General features: G+C 75.8%; 2 protein-coding genes (both running past the window's edge). Both read right to left on the bottom strand.

Annotated features, from left to right (window positions below; all coding sequences use genetic code 11):
• Window positions 1–1,587 carry the start of an SDR family NAD(P)-dependent oxidoreductase gene (locus IEY78_RS01800; RefSeq protein WP_189095691.1) on the bottom strand. The gene continues 5,388 nt to the left of window position 1, outside the view, so only the first 1,587 of its 6,975 coding nucleotides appear in the window; it begins with the start codon at window positions 1,585–1,587; its stop codon lies off the left edge, out of view.
• Window positions 1,584–20,472, bottom strand: the 3' portion of a protein-coding gene (locus tag IEY78_RS01795; RefSeq protein WP_189095690.1) for an L-histidine N(alpha)-methyltransferase. It continues 593 nt past the right edge of the window; 18,889 of the gene's 19,482 nt are visible here — the last part of the coding sequence; its start codon lies beyond the right edge, outside the window; its stop codon occupies window positions 1,584–1,586. Before IEY78_RS01795 ends, IEY78_RS01800 begins: the two co-directional genes overlap by 4 nt.

Genomic DNA, 20,472 nt, shown 5'->3' with positions numbered 1-20,472 from the left:
GGCGAGTTCGGCCAGGGCGTCGGCGCGCTCCGGCGAGCACACCACCGCGGCGCGTACGCCGGGCTGCTCCCGGTGGAGCGTGCGCAGCAGACCCGAGACCGCCGAGGCCGCCGCGCCCAGGGGCAGGTGGCAGACGATCCGTACGGGGCTGCGCCGGTTGCGCAGCAGGGCGGCCGCGAAGCCGGTCAGGGCGACGGCCTCGCCCTCGACGTCCTGCGGATCGGCGGGGGTCCAGAGCACGTCGCCGGCGTCGTGCCCGGTGAGCAGGGCCGCCCAGTCGCGCCCGGTCCGCGCGTCGACGGTCAGGACGGCGGCCGGATCCGGAGCCGGTGCCGGCGGCAGCGGCGCGTCACGCCAGCGGGGCGCGAACCAGACCACCTCGGCGGGCACGTCCTCGCGTACGTCCTCGGGTACGTCCTGCTCCTGCGGCGCCCCGGCGGCCTCGCGGGCCCCGCCCTCGGGCAGTTCGTACCCGCCCAGGTACTCGACGAGGGCCTCGAAGGAGCTGTGCTCGAACAGCAGGGTGGGCGAGAAGTCGGTGCCGTACGCGCGCTCCAGGTCGGCGGCGATGCCCAGCAGCGCCGTCGAGTCCAGGCCCAGCTCGTAGAAGCCCGCCTCCTCGTCGAACCCGTCGCGGCCGAGCCGTTCGGCGAGCAGGCCGCGCACCAGGCTCGCGGTGGTCTCCCCGTCGAGTGCCGCGCCAGCCGGCGCGATACCCGACGGCTCCGCCGCGCGCGCGGGGCCGTCCAGCCGGGTGATGGCGTCCTCCTCCCGGACGCGCTTCGAGGTGAGTCCTCGCAGCCACAGCAGGACCCCGCCGTCGGCGTCGAAGAAGCGCAGGTCACAGGTGGTCAGATCGCCGGCCGGGCCGGTGGCGCGGGGCGGGGTGGCGTGCACCAGGGTGCGGTCCCCGACCGGCCCCCGGGCCCGGAAGGAGTCGATGAGCATCGGGATGTAGGGCCGGGCCGCCTCGCCGGCCCCGGCCGTGGCGAACTGCGTCGGCAGCAGGGTCGAGGAGTCCAGCGCGGCCGGGTGCAGGTGGAAGTACTCCGCGTACGCGGCGGCCTCCGGGCCCAGCGACAGGTCCGCGAGCAGCTCCTGCTCGCCGACGTGCAGGGTGCCCCGGGCACGCATGAACTCCCCGTGCTCGATGCCGGTCCGGCGGACGAGCGCGTACAGGTCGGCCATGTCGGCCTCGAGGGGCAGGCCCGCGCGCAGGGCGGACAGGTCGACGGCCTCGGCCGGGAAGGGCACGTCCAGGTGGAGCCGGCAGTCGAGGACCGGTTCGGTCTCGCCCGAGGGGCGGCGGGTTCCGGTGACGGAGACCCGGTAGCCGTCCGCGTCCGCCGCGAACTCCACCCGCAGTTCGGTGTCGAAGTCCGGGCCGGCGGCCACCGGGTTGCGGAACAGCACGCGGCGCAGCTCCACGCGGGAGGTGTCGACGCCACGGGCCCGCAGGATCCGGTAGATCATGTCGAGGAACGACACTCCGGGCAGGATGCGCGTGCCGTGCACGCGGTGGTCACGCAGCACCGGGTCGGTACCGCGCACCACCACGGAGCAGGTCAGGCCGTCCAACAGGGTCATTTCTTTCCTTCCGGCACGGCGGAGAACTGGAGCTCGAAGAACGGCGCGGGGGCCGGTGCGGGCGTGCGCGCGGGCGGTTGTACGGGCTGTGCGGGCCGTGCGGGGGCGTCCGCGGGCGCGTCGAACCAGAAGCGCCGCCGCCGGTAGCGGGGCGGGTCCAGCGGTCCGCGCGCGGGGACGTGGGCCTCGGGTGCCTGGCGCACCACCATGTGGGCGTTGGTGCCGCCGAACCCGAAGGAGCTGACGGCGGCCCGGCGCGTACCGTCGCGGCCCGTGAAATCGCGCGGCTCCCGTACGGGGAACAGCGGCGACTCCTCGAAGCGGAAACGGCGGTTGAGGGTCGCGCAGTGCAGCGTCGGCGGCAGCTGCGCGTGGTGGACCGACAGCAGGACCTTGATCAGGCCGGCCATGCCGGCCGCACTGAGGGTGTGTCCGATGTTGGTCTTGACGCTGCCGACGCCGCAGAAGCCGACCTCGTCGGTGCGGGCGCGGAAGGCCTCGGTGAGCGCCTTCAGTTCCATCGGGTCACCGATCATGGTGCCGGTGCCGTGGGCCTCCACGTAGCCCAGCCGGTCCGGGGAGACACCGGCGTCGGCCAGGGCCGCCTCGATCACCTCGCGCTGTGCGCGCGGGTTCGGTGTCGTGATCCCCATGGTGCGGCCGTCGTTGTTGACGGCGCTGCCCTCGATCACCGCGTAGATCCGGTCGCCGTCGCGCACGGCGTCGGACAGCCGCTTGAGCAGCAGCGTGCCGGCGCCCTCGCCGAGGACGATGCCGTCGGCCCGCTCGTCGAACGTGTGGCAGCGCCCCGTGGGCGACAGGGCGCCCGCACCGCTCATCCCGACGAAGGGCACCTCGTCGAGGAGGATGTCGACGCCGGTCGCGAAGGCCAGGTCGCACTCCCCGGTCCGCAGGCCGGCAGCGGCCATGTGCACGGCGACGAGCGCGCTGGAGCAGGCCGTGTCGACGACGACGGACGGTCCTCGCAGGTCGAGGTGGTGGGACAGCTGCGCGGCGATGAAGTTCTGCGCCATTCCGCTGATCGAGTGCGGACCGGCGGCGGCGACGTGCGCGCCGTAGTTCGCCGCACGGGCGCCCGCGAAGACGCCCACGCGCCGGCCCGCGACCTCCTCCGGGGTGAGCCCGGCGTCGGCCAGGCACTCCACGCCGGTCTCCAGGACCTGCCGGACCAGGGGGTCGACGTGTGCGGCCCCGGCCGGGTCGATCTGGAAGTGCTCCGGGTCGAAGTCCTCGATGGCGTCGAGGAAGCCGCCCCACTTGCTGACGGTGGTGCCGGGCTGCGGGTCGGGCCGCCAGAAGCGGTCCTTGTCCCAGCGGGAGGGCGGCACCTCCGTGACGGAGTCCGTCGCGGACATCAGGTTGCGCCAGAACGTCCCGTGGTCGGGGGCGCCGGGGAAGTGGGCGGCGATGCCGATGACGGCGACATCCTCACGCCGCGCGGCCGCTCCCGCTCCCGCTCGCGGAGCGCCGGACACGACGGCCTCGGGCGAATCCGGAGCCGGGGCCGGGGCGGTGGCCTCGGCAGGGAGCGGCGGGACGGCGGGTGCGACGTCCGGGACGGCGTCCTGCGCAGCGGTCGCGAGGTCCGGCACCAGGTCGCGCAGGGCCTCGGTGAGGAGGGCCACGGTCGGGTTCTCCAGGATGGTCGAGGGCTCCGCGACGACGCCCAACTCCCGCTCCAGCGCGGCCAGGATCTGGGCGATCATGATCGAGTCCACGCCCAGGTCGGCGAAGTCCTCGTCCGCTCCGATCGCAGCGGCCTCCAGCCGGAGCGTCGAGGCGAGCACCCCGGTCACACGGCGGACGAGTCCGTCCGCGGCCGGGACCGCGCGCGGGGCGGCCGACGGAGCCGGCGCGGGCGCCGCCCCGTCCGGCCGGCCCGCGCGGTCCGGCGCGGGCACCTCCAACAGCCGGGCGGCGTCGAAGCGTCCGGCGTCCACGACGCAGGGCAACACGACCGGGTCGGGGCCGCTCATCGCACGGTCCAGCAGGTCCAGTCCCGCTTCCGGGGCCAGGGTGCGCAGGCCGAGGTCCCGGTAGGCCGGGGTGTCGACCTCGGGCATGCCGGCCGCCCGCCAGCTCGGCCACTGAAGCGACCGGACGACGGGGGCGAAGTCACCGCCGGTGGCGGTGCGGTACTCGGCGACGCGGTCCAGCACGGAGTTGGCCAGCGCGTAGTCGCTGAGGCCCACGGCCAGCGCGGGCACGCCGCCCGCGACGGACGAGTACAGCACGACGAAGCGCAGCGGGTCGCCGGCGCAGCCGTCCAGGACGGCCTGGAGTCCCGCGGTCTTCGGTTCCAGGACCCGCCGCACGTCCTCGGTGCGCTTGCCGATGAAGGCCGGATCGCGCATGACGCCGAGTCCGGCGCAGTGCACGATGCCGACGATCGGGCCCATCTCGCGCCGGGCACGGTCGAGCACCTCGGCGATCGCGTCCAGCGGGCCGGTCTCGAACGCGACCCGGACGCCTGGGCGTTCCAGGGCCGCGAGGTCGCGCAGCCTGGCCGCGAGGGCCGGGTCGGTGCCGGGGTCCGCGAGGAGCGCGGGCCACTCGGCCCGGGCGGGCAGCGCGGTACGGCCGAGGAGCACGAGCCGGTCGGCGCCCCGTTCGACGAGCCGGGTCGCGAGCAGCCGGCCCAGCGCGCCCGTCCCTCCGGTGATCACGACGGTCTTGCCGGCCAGGTCCGCCGACCAGTCGGCACAGGCGGGCGCATCGTCGGCGGGGCGCAGCACCGGCCGGTGCCGTACGCCCGCCCGTACGCAGGCCTCGGTTACCGGGTCGGTCGCCGCGAGTTCGGCGGCGGCCGCCGCACGCAGCGCGTCCGGCTCCAGGGTGTCGAGGTCGAGGGTGCGGGCGGACAGGCCGCGGTACTCGGCCGTGAGCATCCGGACGAGGCCCGCGTAGGCCGCGCCGCGCAGCGTGGGCCGCTCGGTCCGGAAGGTGGCGAGCCCCCGGGTCAGGTGGAGGTAGCAGAAGCCGCGGGTGCGGTTTTCGGTGACCAGCTCGCGCAGGAGCGCGATCCGCGTCCAGTCGGGCTCCGGCGCGGTGAGCGGCGTGTCCGACAGGTCGGCCAGGTCGATCACGGCCGTCGCGAGGCGGGCCGCTTCCGCGATCCGCCGGGCGGCGTCCTCGTCGCCGTCGTCCATGCGGACCACCGTGGCGGCGGGTCCGAAGGCCTTCGCGGCGAGCTGCTCGTTCTCGCCACGGGCCAGCACCAGGATCCCCGCGGGCAGTTCGGCGGGGGGCAGCGGGGCAGCCTCCCATCGCTTGACCAGGAGCAGGGCGGAGTCCTGCGGGGCGGACGCGCCCGCGGTGGCGGCCGGCGCCGTGAGCCAGTGCCGTTCGCGGGCGAACGGGTAGGTCGGCATGGACACCGGCTGCGGCCGGTCGGTACGCAGCGCGGCCCATTCGATGTCGGCGCCGTCCTGCCAGAGCCGGGCGAGCCGGTCGAGCCGTCCCTCCCGGACCAGCCGGGCGAGGTACTCGGCGCCCTCGGGTTCGGACAGCCAGGCGTGGTCGGCGTCCGGACCCCCGGGGGCGTGCTCGGTCGCGAGGTGGCCGGCCAGCTGCTCGCGCAGGTCGCGGGTGGAGCGGGCGACCACCGCGAGCCGGGCGGCCATGGAGACGCGGGCGACCTGAGAGGTGTACGCGAGCGAGGCGAGCGACGCCGCGGGCGCATCCTTACCGCCGGCGCTGCCATGGTCAGCGTCCGCACCCATGTCCGTGTCCGTGTCGAGGAACTCCACCATCGCGGCGGCGTACCGGCGCAGGGCGGCGTCGTCCCTGCCCGACAGCAGGAACACCTCCTCGGCGTCGTCCCGCGGCGGGGCCGGGGGTGCGCCCGTGGGCGCCTCCTCCAGGACCAGGTGCGCGTTGACTCCGCCGAAGCCGAAGGAGCTGACGCCCGCGCGCAGCGGCAGGGGCGCGCCGTTGGCGTCCGTGGGCGCCCACGGGGTCGTCTCCCCTACGGGCCGGAACGGGGTACCGGTGAGGTCGATCAGCGGGTTGAGCGTCCGGAGGTGCAGTGTCTTCGGCAGCGTGCGGTGCCGCATCGCCAGCACCACCTTGATGACTCCGGCGACGCCCGCGGCGGGCTCCAGGTGTCCGATGTTGGACTTCACGGTGCCGATGCCGCAGGGCGTGGCGGGGCCGTCGGCCAGGGTCCGGTGGGCGCGGACGAGGCCGTCGATCTCCACCGGGTCGCCGAGGGCGGTGCCGGTGCCGTGGAGTTCGCTGTAGGACACCGTCCCGACCGGTACCCCCGCGTCCTGGTAGGCCTCGGCCAGCAGGGCGGCCTGGGCCAGCGGGTTGGGGGCGGTCAGCGACGAGGCGTGCCCGCCGTGGCCGACCGCGCTGCCGCGGATCACCGCGTGCACCCGGTCGCCGTCGGCGAGGGCGCGGGAGAGCGGCTTGAGGACGAGTACGCCCACGCCCTCCCCCTTGACGTACCCGTCGGCCGTGGCGTCCAGGGCCTTGCAGCGGCCGTCCGGGGAGAGCACCCCGAGCTGGTTCCCGGCCACCACGGTCTGCGGCGAGAGCACCAGGCTCACGCCGCCGGCGACGGCGAGTTCGCTCTCCCCCGCGCGCAGGGCCCGGACGGCGCGGTGCAGCGCCACCAGGGAGCTGGAGCAGGCGGTGTCGATGCTCTCGCTCTGGCCCTTGAGGTCCAGCAGGTACGAGATGCGGTTGGCCAGGATGGTCCGCGCGAGCCCGGTGCCCGCGTGGGGGTTGACCTGCTCGCCGCGCAGGACCATCGACTCGTAGTCGTTGAACTGGACGCCGGCGAAGACGGAGACGCGGCGGCCGGCGAGCCGGTCGGCCCGGCAGCCCGCGTCCTCCAGGGCGGCCCAGGTGTGTTCGAGGAACAGCCGGTGCTGCGGGTCCATGACCTCCGCCTCGGCGGGCGAGATCTTGAAGAACCGTGCGTCGAACCGGTCGACGTCGCTGAGGAATCCGCCCCAGCGGGCGGTGCCGCCGAAGCGCCGGGACACCTCCTGCCAGTCCCAGCGGTCGGCGGGTGTCTCGGTGATGAGGTCCGCACCGTCCCTGAGGTGCCGCCAGAACTCCTCCAGGTCCGCCGAGCCGGGGAAGCGTCCGGACATGCCGACGATGGCGACGGCGTCCTCCCGGGCGGGCGCGGTGGAAGCAGCGGTGGAGCGGGCCGGAGCGGTGGCGGTGGTGACGGTGGTGGTGGCGGGCCCGGCGGCCGGTTCCGCGCCCGCGGTGGCGGGCGTCCGGGCCGGTTGCGCCAGGGAGGGGTGTTCCGCGAGCAGGTGCCGGGCGAGCCGCTCGACGGTGTTCTCACCGAACAGGGTCGTCGTCGGCACCGAGACGCCGTAGCGCTCCTCCAATGCCACGGAGAGGGACTGGAGCCCGAAGGAGTCCAGTCCGTACTCCCCGAAGCCGGCCTCCGGGTCGAGCGCCTTCGGCGCCAGGCCCAGCAGTTCGGCGACGAGCTCCCGCAGCCGCTCGGTCAACTCGCCCGCGTGCACGGGAGCGGCGGGAGCGGAGGGGGCGGGCGCCGGGGCGGCCGGGCGGGCGCGGTGCCCGTGCTCCCGGATCCGCATCGCGGCGACCTGCTCGCGCATCCGCTCGGGCGCTCCGGGCAGTACGGCGACCTGGGGGCGTCCCAGCCGCAGGACGAGGTCGAGCAGCCGTTCCCCCTCGTCGGCCTCCAGGTAGCGGAAGCCCGTCTCGGCGAGGTAGCGGCGCTCGTCCTCGGCTTCCACGTGCATGCCTCCGGCACGCCACATGGGCCAGTCGACCGAGACCGTGTGCCCGCTGCGGCGGCCCGCGGTACGCAGGGCCGCGCGCTCCTCGGCGAAACCGTCGAGGTAGCGGGCGCCGACGGCGTAGTCGACCAGGCCGTAGTCGCCGAGCTGCCCGGCCAGCGAGGAGTACAGGACGAACAGGTCCAGCGGTTCGTCACGGGTCACCTCGTCGAGGACCCGGGTGCCCTCGAAGCGGGCCCGCAGGTGGGAGCGGAACTCCGCGAGGTCCTTTCCGGGCAGCGGAGTGCGCGAGGCGGTCGCCGCCAGGTGGAAGACCCCGTGCAGCGCGCCCCACTTCTGCTTGACGTCCGCCACGACGCGGGTCATGGCGGCCTCGTCCTCCACGTTCGCCTGGAAGTAGGCGACCTCACCGAGAGCGCGCAGGCCGGCGAGTTCCCCGGCCCGGTCCGTGGCACAGGAGCGGCCGGTGAGCGCCACCCGGGCGCCGCGCGCCAGCAGGGTACGGGCGAGCAGCAGTCCGAGTCCGCCCGTGCCGCCGGTCACCAGGTGGACGGTCCCCGGACGCAGCGGGGACTCCGTGACGGGGCTCGGGTCGGCCTCCGTGAGCACGCGTACGGTGCGGCCGGCCGCGGAGAGGCGGACGGCTGCCGAGGAGAGCCGCTCGGCGGCCACCTCGGCGAGCAGGGCGGACGGTTCGGCCCGGCCGGCAACGCGTACGACACCGAAGGCGGTGCCGGGCAGGGCGGCGCGCAGCGAGGCGTCGAACCCTCCCCAGGCCTCCGCCATGGCGCCCTCCGGCACCAGGACCTGGATCCGCGCGGCGGCCCGGGAGGCCGTCATGGCGCGTACGAGCAGGAAGGCCGACTCGATGCCCAGGTCCGGGCGTTCGGGGTGGAGCAGCGGCCACTGGTGCACGATCCGGTCCGCTCCGGCGGCGAGCAGCCGCGTGTAGTCCTCGGCCTCGCCGGGGCGGATCGTGACGGTGGAGCCCTCGTCGGCGTACGCGGATCCGGCCCGTACGGTCACGGCGCCGGGGACCGGCAGGTCGCCGAAGACCAGCACCCGGCCCGGGTGCGGGGCGGCGGGCGGCACGGGCACGTCCTCCCATGCGGCCGTGAAGAGGCTGACGGGTGCCTCGCCGGCGGGGCCGGCGGCCGTCGTGGGGGCGGTGGCCGGCGCCGCCGGAGCTCCGTCGGTGAACCAGTACCGGTCGGCGGCGAAGGGGTACGACGGCAGCGAACGCAGCTTCGGCGCCCGCTCCCACCGGGTGGACCAGTCGACCGTCGCGCCGCGCGCCCACGCGGCAGCGGTCTCCTCGTCGCCCCGCCCGTCGAACGGCGCACGGTCGGTGTGCCGTTCCACGCGCCCCTGGTGGATGCCGGCGAGGTCCCCGGCGAGGTAGCGGCGCAGGGTGTCCACCGCGTGCGCGCCCGAGTCCGCGACGAATGCCAGGCGTTCGGCGTGTGCGGTGCGGCCGGACTGGAGGGTGCGGGCGGTGCCGGCGAGGTCGTGCTGCCAGTCGTCCCGGGCGTCGACGAGGGAGTGGGCGGCGGCCCGCAGCCGCTCCGGGTCGCGGGCGGAGAGGGCGAACACGGCCGGGCGGCCGGAGGGCGCCGGTTCGTCGGCCGGGTACTCCTCCAGCACGACATGGGCGTTGACCCCGCCGTAGCCGAAGGAGCTGACCCCGGCGCGGCGCGGGACACCGGGCGCCACGGGCTTCCAGTCACGTGCCTCGACCGCGATCTCGCAGGCCGTGCCCTCCAGCGCCAGGTGGGGGTTGAGTTCGGGGCCGTGCGGGTCCCCGGTGATCCGTCCGTGCCGCATGGACAGCAGGACGCGCAGCACGGCGGCGATGCCCGCCGCCGGCTCCAGGTGGCCGATGGTGTTCTTCAGGGCCCCCAGGGCGCAGTGCGGGGCGGCCGGGGCGGAGTGGCCCCAGTCGCGGTAGAGCTCGGCGAAGGCCTGGCGCAGGCCGTTGGTCTCGGCGGGGTCGCCGATGACCGTGCCGGTGCCGTGGGTCTCGACGTATCCGATGGTCGCCGGGTCCACGCCCGCCGCGCGGTGCGCCTTCACGATCACCTCGGCCTGACCGCGCGGGTTGGGCGCGGTCAGCGAGTTGGAGCGGCCGCCGTGGTTGACGGCGGTGCCGCGCAGGACGGCGAGCACCGGGTTGCCGTCGGCGCGGGCGCGGCTGAGCCGCTTGAGCACCACGGCTCCGACGCCCTCGCCGCGCACGTATCCCGCGGCTTCCTTGTCGAAGGCCCGGCCCACACCGTCGGGGCTGAGCATGCCGGCCCGTTCGAGGGAGGCGAAGGTGACCGGGGAGAGCATGAGGCTGACGCCGCCCGCGATGACCGTGTCGCAGTGTCCGAGCCGCAGGGCCTCCGCCGCACGGTGCAGGGCCACCAGCGAGCTGGAGCAGGCGGTGTCCACGGGTTCGCTGGGGCCGCGCAGGTCGAGGTGGTACGAGATGCGGTTGGCCAGCATGGAGGGGGTCAGGCCGGTCGAGGAGTAGGCGTCGGTGGCGGTGTCCGAGCGCTGCACCAGCTCGGCGTACTCGGACGAGCCGACGCCGACGAACAGGCCGGTGTCGGTGCCGGCGAGGCGGGTGGGGTCGATCCCCGCGTCCTCCAGCGCCGACCACACCGTGCGCAGCAGCAGCCGCTGGCGCGGGTCCATCCAGCGGGCCTCGCGGGGCGAGATGCCGAAGAACAGCGGGTCGAAGCGGTCGATGTCCGGCATGAAGCCGCCCCGGGTGATCCGGGTCCGGTCGGGGTGCAGGGCCGGGTCGCCGTAGTGGGCGCTGCTGTCCCAGCGGTCGGCGGGCACTTCGGAGAAGAGGTCGCCGCCCCTCTGGAGGGCCGCCCAGAACTCGTCGAGGTTCCGTGCGCCGGGCAGGGTGCCCGCCATGCCGACGATCACGACGGGGTCGTCCTCGGCCGGCAGGTCCCGCGACGCGGGGCCGGCCGGCAGGGGCGCGGCGGCGTCCGGGTGCTCCTCCTCCAGCCACGCGGCGAGCGCGGCGGGGGTCGGGGTGGCGAGCAGCTGGTCGGGGCCGACGGGCACGCCGAAGGCGTTGGAGGCCTCGTCGGCGAGCCGGATGAGGCCGAGGGAGTCCAGGCCGTGCTCGTGGAAGGAGTCCGCCGGGTCGAGGTCGGCGGGGGCATATCCGGTGACCGTGCCCAGCAGGGCGAGTACGCCGTCCAGGAGCCGGGCGCCCCGGGAGGGGGCGTCCGCGGTCCCTGATGCCGTCGGGGCCGCGAGGGCCGCCGGGGCGGCCGGGGTGACGGCGTCGATCCAGCAGCGGGTGCGCGCGAAGGGGTATCCGGGCAGGGACAGGGCCGGTACCGGACCGGGCCGGCCGGCCTCCCAGTCGAAGACCTCTCCCGCGGCCCAGCGGCGGGCCGTGTCGTGCGGATCCGCCGCGGAGGGCACGACCGCGGCTCCGGGCTCGGCCGTCACGACGCCGGTGTGGCCGCCGCCGGGCCGTCCGGCGAGGAACGCGTCGAGCGCCTCGGCGAGTTCGCCCGCCGACCGTGCGACGACGGCGAACCGGTGGGCCATGGCCTCGCGGCCGGTCTGCAGGGTGCGGGCGAGCCGGACGAGGTCGACGGCGGCGCGGCCCGCGAGTTCGCGCAGGGTCGTGCCGCCGTGCACGGAGCCGGCCCCGACCGTGTCGCCGAGGCCGATCAGCCGCACCATCACGGCCGGGTCCAGGCCCAGTTCGTCGAGGGGTTCGTCCACCGCCGTGACGGGGACGCCGGCCGCGGCCGCGATGTCCCGGGGGTCGGCGCCGGTGCCCGTCGAACCCAGCCAGGTCCGCATGCCCGCGACGACGCGGCGCAGGCCCTCCGCGTCCCGCGCGGAGAACGGGAAGACGTCCGGTCCCGCCGCGGCGTCGGGCCGCGGGTCCGGCATCCGGTGCTCCTCGACCACGAGGTGGGCGTTGGAGCCGCCCGCGCCGAAGGCGCTGACGCCCGCGCGCAGGGGCCCGGAGCCCTTCCAGGGGGCGAGTTCGCGCTGCACCCGGAAGGGCACACTGCTCCAGTCGACGGCCGGGTTGAGGGCGTCCGCGTGCAGGGAGGGTGCCAGTTCGCGGGCCCTCATCTGGAGCAGGACCTTCGTGAGCGCCGCGATGCCCGCCGCCGACTCCAGGTGGCCGACGGAGGACTTGACCGAGCCGAGCGCGACCGAGCCGGCCGGCAGGTCGCCGAAGGCCCGTACGAGTCCGGCGACTTCGGCCGGATCGCCCAGCTGGGTCCCGGTGCCGTGCGCCTCGACGTACGAGATCCCGTCGGCCGGCACTCCGGCCGTGCGCAGGGCCTGGGCGATGACCTCGCCCTGGGCGCCGGGGCTGGGCACGGCGAACCCGCCCGTCTTCCCTCCGTGGTTGACGGAGCTGCCGAGGATCACGCCGAGGATGCGGTCCCCGTCGCGCTCGGCCGCCGCCAGTGGCTTGAGCAGGACGGCGCCGACGCCCTCGCCGGGCACCATGCCGTCGCCGTCCGCCGCGAAGCTGCGGCACCGCCCGCTCTCACCGGTGAACCCGCCGGCCGCCAGCTGGCGGTACTTGCGCGGGTGCGGGGCGAGGTTGACGCCGCCGGCGAGCGCGTAGTCCGCCTGACCGGCCGCCAGGGCCTCGCAGGCGAGGTGGATGGCGGTGAGGGAGGAGGAGCACATGGTGTCGACGGCCAGGCTCGGCCCGTGGAAGTCGAAGAAGTACGAGACGCGGTTGGCGATGGACGCGTAGCCCATGCCGCCGGCGAGGCCCTGCTCGTCCTCCAACAGCTGGTAGTGCCCGTACATCACGCCCACGTACACGCCGACGCGACTGCCCCGGAGGCGGGCCCGGGTGTAGCCGGCGTCCTCCATGGCGTGCCAGGAGGTCTGGAGGAACAGCCGTTCCTGGGGGTCGGTCAGTTCGGCTTCCCGCAGGGACATCTGGAAGAAGCGCGGGTCGAACTCGTCGATCCCCTCCAGGAATCCGCCCCAGCGGCTCACCGGCCGGCCGTCCGCGGCGGCGGGAGCCCGGTGGTCCCAGCGGTCGGCGGGCACCTGGCTCACACAGTCCCGGCCGGACCGCAGGTTCTCCCAGAAGGCGTCGAGGTCCTCGGACCGGGGGTAGCGGCCGGCGACGCCGACGATCGCGACGCGGCGGTCGGTGGCCTGCACGGGCCGCGCCGGACGGGCGGCCGGACGTACGCCGGCGGCGGGCTCATGGACGGCCGGGACGGCGGCCGGGGCCGGAGCGGGAGCGGGCTCGGCGGCGCTCTCGGTGGCGGGCTCGGGAAGGAGCGCACGCACCCGCTCGGCGTGCCGCTCGACGAGGTAGTCGGCGATCTCGCGGACGGTCGGGTACTCGAACAGCAGGGACACCGGCAGCTCGCCCATGCCCTCGGCGAGGACATCCACGATGAGGGGGACCGTCAGCGAGTCGACGCCGAAGTTCTCGTACGTCTCGTCCAGCCAGAGCCGTTCGCGCGGTACCTGGAGGATCTGCGCGAAGGCGTCCTTCACGTACTCCCGCGCGGCTTCCACCAGCGCGTCGCCCTCCGTGCCGGACGGCCCGGCCGAGGCGAGCGGGGGTTCCGCGGTGCGGGTCGGCGCGACGGGCGCCGCGGCGGCGGGAGCCGTGCGGCCCGGTGCCGTCTCCGCGACCACCACGTGCTGGCTCAGCCCCTCGTCGGCCGGCACGGCCCGGCTGCGCGTGAAGCCGGCGAGGGCGAGGGCCCTGCGCCATCCGGGCGCGGAGAGCAACGGGGAGCCGGGCAGGCGCAGTTCGGCGTCCTCGTGCAGCCACCAGCCGTCGAGCAGGCCGAAGGTGAGGGTGGCGGTGAGGACGTTGCTGCTGGCCTCGTTGAGGACCAGCCGTCCACCGGGCTTGAGCAGCCGGGTCACGGCGCGCAGGGTGGCGAGCAGGTCGGCGGTCGCGTGCAGCACGTTGGCCGCGACGACCAGGTCGGCGCTGCCCGGGGTGAAGCCCTGGGTCTCGGGGTCCGCGGAGATGTCGAGCCGCTGGAAGCGGACGTACGGGTGCTCCTCGGCGAACCGCTGCTCCCCGTGCCGCAGGAAGGCGCGGGAGATGTCCGTGTAGACGTACGTCACCTCCGTGCCCGAGGCGGCGAGAGCGGGCAGGACACTCGCGGTGGTGCCGCCGGTGCCCGCGCCGATCTCGATGACGGTGAGCGGACCCTCGTGGCGGGCCAGCAGGTCCTGGACGGCGCCGACGACGAGTTCGTTGGCGCGGTCGACGACCGGACTGCCGCGGTAGGCGCCCTCGACGAGGGCGCTGGAGCCGCCAGGGAACATCACGTCGGTGGCGCGGACGGTGCCGCGCAGCACGCCGAAGAGGTTCTGCATGCAGGGGCGCAGCAGCCGGTCGAACCGGTTGAGCGCGGGCTTGCGCGCGCAGAGCTCGACCAGGTCTGCCTCGGGGTCCTTGGCCGCCTCGCGGTCGGCGGGGACGAGTGCTCCGCCCCGGTCGTCGAGGAAGCCGCCCTCGGTCAGCTGGCGCAGGAGTTCGGCGAAGAGCCTGCGCTGCGCGGGGACGACGGCCAGCCGTTCGGCGAGGGCGGCGGGCTGCCAGCTCTCGGCGTCGCCGAGGAAGACCCCTTCGCGACGGAAGAGCGTCCACAGCCAGTCGCACATGACCTCGGTCAGGCGGGCGTCGTCGGCCTCGGTGAGCAGCCGGGCGACCGGGGGGAGTTGGGCCAGCGACGGCACCAGGGCCACGTCGTCGGCGGGTGTCCCCGGGTCGGTGGGCGTTCCCGTGCCGGACGTCGTTCCCGTGCCGGACGGCGTGGTGTCCGGGCCGGCCGGTTGCCCGGCGGCCGTGCGCGGCTGGGCGCCGACCGCGGCGAGTGCGGCCGCGTCGGCCTTGACCACGACGACCTGGCGGTCCTCGCGTCCGAGCACGGCGTGCACGGCGGCCATCCCCTCCTCCGGGGTGATCGAGTGGATTCCGGTGGCGGCGAGCCGCTCGCGGTAGCGCTCGTCGGCGACGATGCCGACGGTCCCCCAGTAGCCCCAGTTGATGACGGCCACCCGGGCGGCGAGCATCCCGTCGAGGTGGTGGGCGAAGGAGTCCTCGAAGGTGGATCCGGCCGCGTAGTTGCCCTGGCCGGCGCTGCCGGACAGGGCGACCGCCGAGGAGAAGAACAGGACGAAGTCCAGGCCGCCCACGCCGCGCAGGGCAGCGTGCAGGGCGACCGAGGTGTGCGCCTTGGCGTCGAGGACGGAGCGGAAGGTCTCCTCGGTCATCGTGGCGACGGTCTGGTCACGCAGGACGATCGTGGCGTGGAAGACGCCGTGCAGGGCGCCGTGGGCGCTCCTGGTCCACTCGACGGCCTCCCGCAGCGCGGCGGGATCGGTCGCGTCGGCCCTGCGGTAGGAGACGAGGGTGCCGTCCGGGTCGATGGCGCGCAGCCGTGCGCGGCGCTCGGCGTCGAGTGCGCTGCGGCCGAGGAGGACGACCTTCGCCCGGTAGCCGCGCACCAGCCATTCGGTGAGTTCCAGGCCGATGCCCCCGGCCCCGCCGAGGATCAGGTAGGTGCCGTCCCGGCGGATCCGCTCCTGCGGGGGCGTGACGGCGACCGGGGCGAGCCGGCGGTGGAGGAGCACGCCGCGGCGCAGTGCGTAGGGGCCGCCGGCGGGGGCGTCGAGCACGTCAGCGGAGGGCGCGTCGGCGGACGAGCGGTCGACGACGGCGACCTGCCAGCGGGGGTGTTCCTGGGCCAGCGACAGGGCCAGGCCGTGCAAGCCGGCCGCGTACGGGTTGGCCACGGGTTCGCCCGCCGTGGTGAGGGCGTCCTCGGTGACCACGGTGAGGCGGACGGCCGAGCGGGTCCGCTGGAGGACCTTGGCGAGCCGGAACAGGGCGAGGACACCGCGTTCCTGGGCCGCTTCGAGCGCGGCGGTGTCATCGGTCCCGCCCGCGGCACGGGGGGCGAGCAGGATCACGTGGTCGGGTCGGCCGGTGGCGGTGGTGACGCCGTCGGGGCCGAGTTCGACGACGGCGCCGCCGAGGCGGGCGCGCAGGGCGGCCGCCAGTGGCGCCGAGTCGGGTCCGTGCACGAGCCAGGTGGTGGCCCCGTCGGGGAGCGGCTGCGGGGAGGGGCCGGGCAGTTCGGTCCAGCGCGGGGCGAACATCAAATCGTCCGCGGCGGCAGTCGCCCCGGCGGAGACGGCCGCCGCGGCGGGGGCTCCGGCCGGCCGGGCCGGGGCGACACCGGGCGCGGGCCGCAGCGACAGATCGCGCAGTCGCACGTGGACGTTCCCCTCGGAGTCGGTCAGGGTGAGGTCGTAGCGGTCGCTGCCGACGGTGCGGACGTGGGCGTACCCGAGGTCCGTCACCGGGGCGTGGATCTCCGCGGCGGTGAGGGCGTACGGCACCATCGCGGGGCCGTTGTCCCGGTCCCGGAGGACGGCGAAGGCGTGCAGGGCGCCGTCGACCACCGAGGGGTGGAGGGCGGAGCCGGCGAAGCGGGCGGCCTCGGCCGGGATCCGCAGGCGTACGAGCGCCTCGCCGTCGCCCGCGGCGATCGATTCGACGGCCCGCAGCGCGGGGCCGTAGAACAGCCCCGCCGCCGCGAGGTCGGCGTAGAGCGCGTCGCCCTCGTGGTGGCTGCCGAGGCGGGCCCGTACGGCGTCGATGTCCAGGCTCTCCCCGGCGGGCGCGGACAGGGGCTCCACCCGGCCCTCGGCGAGGAGTTCGCCGGTCTCGTCGCGCAGGTCGAAGCGCGTGCCGGTGTCGCCGCGGCGCAGCCGGGTCCGTGCCGTGCGCGCGGCGCCGGCCACGACGAAGGGCCGCAGCCAGCGGACGTTCGACAGCCGCAGCCGCTCCCCCGCCCCGGCCGCCTCGGCGGCGGCACGTGCCATCTCCAGGACGGCGGCGGCGGGCAGCAGGCGGGTCTCGCCGAGCCGGTGGCCGCCGATGTACGGGTGTTCGGGGTCGAAGGCGGTCCGGTAGGTCAGGCCGTCCAGGCTCTCGGCCGGGTCGATCGCGTCGAGCAGCGGGTGCACCGGCCCCGCTGCGGTGCGCCCCGCGGCCGGCGCGGCCGGCAGGGGCGGCAGGGGCGGCAGGGGCGGCGACCAGATGGCGTCGGTGAGCCAGCAGCGGAGTTCCTCGAAGGGGTAGCCCGGCAGCGGCACGCGGCTGCCGTTGGCCGCCGGCCACGTGACCGGAGCTCCGGCGGCCCAGGCGGCGCCGATCGACGCCGGGTCGCTGCCGGTGGGGGCCGCGGCGCGGGCGGCGGCGCGGCCGCGGGCCTGGCCGGTCCAGACTCCCGCCGGGTCCTGGCCGCGCAGCCGGGCCACCAGCTCGGTGACGCCGGAAGCCAGGACGACCATGCGGTCCGCCCATTCCTCGCGCCCGTGCTGGAGGGTGAACGCCACGTCCGCGAGACGGGGTGGCGAGCCGTCCGCGAGGCCGCGCTCCAGGGCGTCCGCCAGTTCGGCGGCGAGCACGGGGAGTTGTTCGGGCACCCGGGTGGAGAGCGGGAACAGGTACGGGCCGGGCTCCTGCCCGGCGGCCGGCGCGGCGACGTACTCCTCCACGACGACATGGGCGTTGGCCCCGCCCGCGCCGAACGAGCTGAGGCCCGCGCGCCGGGGTGCGCCGTCGGGCCGGGGCCACGGGGCGAGGTCGCGCTGCACGTGCAGCGGGGTCGAGTCGAAGTCGATGTTCGGGTTGAGCGGGTCCGCGTGCAGCGAGGGCACGAGCCGGCCGTGCCGCATCTGGAGCAGCACCTTGCACAACCCGGCCATGCCGGACGCCGATTCGAGGTGGCCGACGTTGGACTTGACCGATCCGATCGGAAGGCTGCCCGGGGGCAGCCCGGCCTCGGCCAGCGCGCGGGCGAGTCCGCGGATCTCGACGGGGTCGCCGAGGGCGGTGCCGGTGCCGTGCGCCTCCAGGTAGCCGAGGGTGGCCGGGTCCACGCCCGCCTCGCCGAGCGCCTGGGCGACGAGGTTGCCCTGGGCGACGGGGTTGGGCACGGTGAAGCCGTTGGTGCGGCCGCCGTGGTTGACGCTGGTCCCGAGGATGACGCCGTGGATGTGGTCGCCGTCCCGGACCGCGTCCGCGAGCGGCCGCAGCAGCACCGCGCCGACGCCCTCGCCGGGGACGTAGCCGTCGCCGTCCGCGCCGAAGCTGCGGCAGCGGCCGTCGCTGGAGGTGAAGCTGCCCTGGCCGAGGAAGCGGTACTTGTACGGGTGGACGTGCAGGTTGACCCCGCCCGCGACGGCCAGGTCGGTGTCCCCGGCGCGCAGGTCGCGCACGGCCAGGTGGAGGGCCGTCAGCGAGGAGGAGCACATGGTGTCCACGCCCAGGCTGGGGCCGGTGAGGCCGAGGGTGTAGGAGACGCGGTTGGCGATGGAGGCGTGCGAGGAGGCGCCGATCCGGCCGTCCTCGGCCTCGTGCAGCTGGTAGAGCCCGTACATCGCGCCGACGTACACGCCGACGCGGTGGGAGCTCAGATCCGCGCGGGTGCGTCCGGCGTTCTCCATGGCGTGCCAGGCGGTTTGGAGGAACAGCCGTTCCTGGGGGTCGACGATCTCCGCCTCGCGGGGCGAGACGCCGAAGAAGAGCGGGTCGAACTTGTCGATGCCGCGCAGGAAGCTGCCCCAGCGGCTGTAGCGGGCCGCCCGGTCGGCGGGGGTGGCCTGGTCGTAGTCCCGCCAGTCCCAGCGGTCCGCCGGGATCTCGGTGATCAGGTCCCGGCCCGCCTGGAGGTGGTCCCAGAACTGGTCGAGGGTGTCCGATTCGGCGAAGCGGGCGGCGACCCCGACGATGGCGATCGGCACGGGGCCCGAGGGGGCGGGGGCGGGAGCCGCGGCGGCGGCCGCACGCACGGCCGGGGCGGCGGCCACCGGCTCCGCGGGCCCTGCCGCCCGGGGTACCGGCTCGGTCTCGGTCACCGGCTCGGTCGCCGGCGCCAGTTCCGCGAGGCGGGAGCCGTGGTGCTCGGTGAACCAGCCGGCGAGGGAACGCAGGTCCTGGTACTCGAAGAACAGGGTCTTCGGCAGGGATCCGAAGTGGTCCTCCAGGCGGCGGGTCAAGTCCATGATCAGCAGCGAGTCGATGCCGAACCGCTCGAACGGCGCGTCGGACTCCATCTCCTCGGCCGGGTACTCGAAGACCTCGGCGAGCACCCCGCGCAGGAACTCCTCGGCCGCGTCCGGGGCCGGCGCCGCCGGCTCCGCGGACGGGATCGACGGGGCGGAGGGGGCGGACGGAACGGCGCGCGGGGCGGGGACGGAGGGGGCCGAGGGCGCCGGCGCGTCCAGCACCTCGCGCAGGCGCGCCAGGTTGCCGTGCGCCACCAGGACGTGGTCGCCCTCGTGGCCAAGGGCCCGGTCGAAGGCCGCCAGTCCGGTGTCGGTGGGCATGGCCACCAGCCCGACCTGGCGGGCCATCCGGGCCGCCGCGGCCTCGTCGGCGTCGACGCGTATGCCCCCGTCGGCCCACAGCGACCACAGCACGGAGAGGCTGCGGCCCGGCCGGTCGCTGCCCCGGCGCCAGGCCGTGAACGCGTCCAGGAAGCGGTTCGCGTAGGCGTAGTCGGTCTGGCCGGGGCTTCCCGCGGCCCCCGACATGGAGGAGAAGGCGAGGAAGAAGTCCAGCGGGTCGCCGGCGGTGGCCCGGTCCAGCTCGATGGTGCCGCGGACCTTGGGGCCGAGCACGGCCGCGCTCTGCTGGTCGGTCTTGCCGATCAGCAGCGCGTCCCGGGTGGTTCCGGCGAGGTGCAGGACGCCGTGCAGCGGCCCGAAGGAGCCGTGGATCCGCTCGACGAGGTCCCCGGCGGCGCCGGGGGCGCCCAGGTCGGCGGGTATGTAGTGGACGTCGAGGCCGGCGGAGCGCAGCTCCGTGAGGTCGGCCTGCGCCGAACGGCCCGTCAGGACGTAGCGGGCACCGCCTCCCAGGTGGGCGACGAGCCGGCGGCCGAGGGCGCCCGCGCCGCCGGTGACCAGCACGGTGCCGCGCGGGGCGAGCGGCGCCGGGTCGGGGCTGACGGGCTCCCAGCGCGGCACCTGCCGGCCGGCGGCCGTGTACCGGACGCGGAAGGCGTGGGCGGCGCGTGCCTCGGACTCGACGGTGGCGGCGAGGCCGGCCGTGCCCGCGTCGACCGCGGAGACCAGGAACTGCGGGTCCTCGTTGGCGAGAGCCCGGGCGAACCCGTCCAGGGCCTCGGCCCGCGCGTCCCCGGCTCCGCCGGACGTGCGGAACACGTGCAGGACGCGCACCGGGTGGCGGGTCGGCTGGGCCGCCCAGGACCGGTACAGCCCGGTGAGGGCGGGCAGCGGGTCGCCGTCCGCGGTGTGGACGAGGAGGAGTTCCTCGTCGCGGGGGAAGACCGTGTCCCCGGTGGTGCGTTCGGCTCCGGTGAAGCTCTCCTCGCCGAGCAGGAGGGTGCGTACGGTCCGGCCGGCGGCCGGCGCGGGGGCGTCCTGCCAGCGCTGTACGAGCAGGTGGGCGCCGATGGTGCCGTCCAGGCGGGCGGCGCCGTCGACGGGCCGGGTGACGACGGCGCGCATGCGCAGGCAGACCCGGCCCTCGTCGTCGGCGAGGGCGATGTCGTGGCCGGCCGGGGTCCGCACGGCGTGCACGTGGCCCTGTTCGGGCAGCGGCCCGAAGATCTCGACCGCGTCCAGGGCGAAGGGCAGTTCCCGGGCGCGCGGGGCCGAGGGGTCCTCGTCGGTCCACAGGCAGGCCTGGAGCATCGCGTCCAGGAGGGAGGGGTGGAGGGCGAAGTCGGAGAAGGGGAGGTCCGCCGCCGCGGGCACGGCGACGTGCGCGAGGACCTCGCCCGGCGCGGACCGCACCGAGCGCAGCCCCTGGAGGCTGGGCCCGTAGCCGCCGCCGAGCGCGCCGAAGACCTCGTAGCACTCCTCGGCGGTGGCCGTACGGGGCAGCCGGGCGCGGATCGCGTCCAGGTCGAGGCGCGGTGCCTCGGGACCGGCGCCGAAGCGGAGGGTGCCGGCGGAGCAGAGCGCGCCCTCGGCGCTGCCGTCGGTGAGCCGGACCTCGTAGGAGACCCCGTCGTCGGCGGTGGGCGCGAGGTGCAGGCGCACCCGGGCCGGCTCGTCCTCCACGAGCACGGGGCGGGCCCACAGCACGTTGACGATGCCG

Source organism: Streptomyces kronopolitis, from assembly GCF_014646275.1.
GTDB lineage: Bacteria > Actinomycetota > Actinomycetes > Streptomycetales > Streptomycetaceae > Streptomyces > Streptomyces kronopolitis.
Note: the sequence above shows the minus strand (reverse complement) of the source record. Positions and strands in the feature narration are given on the sequence as shown.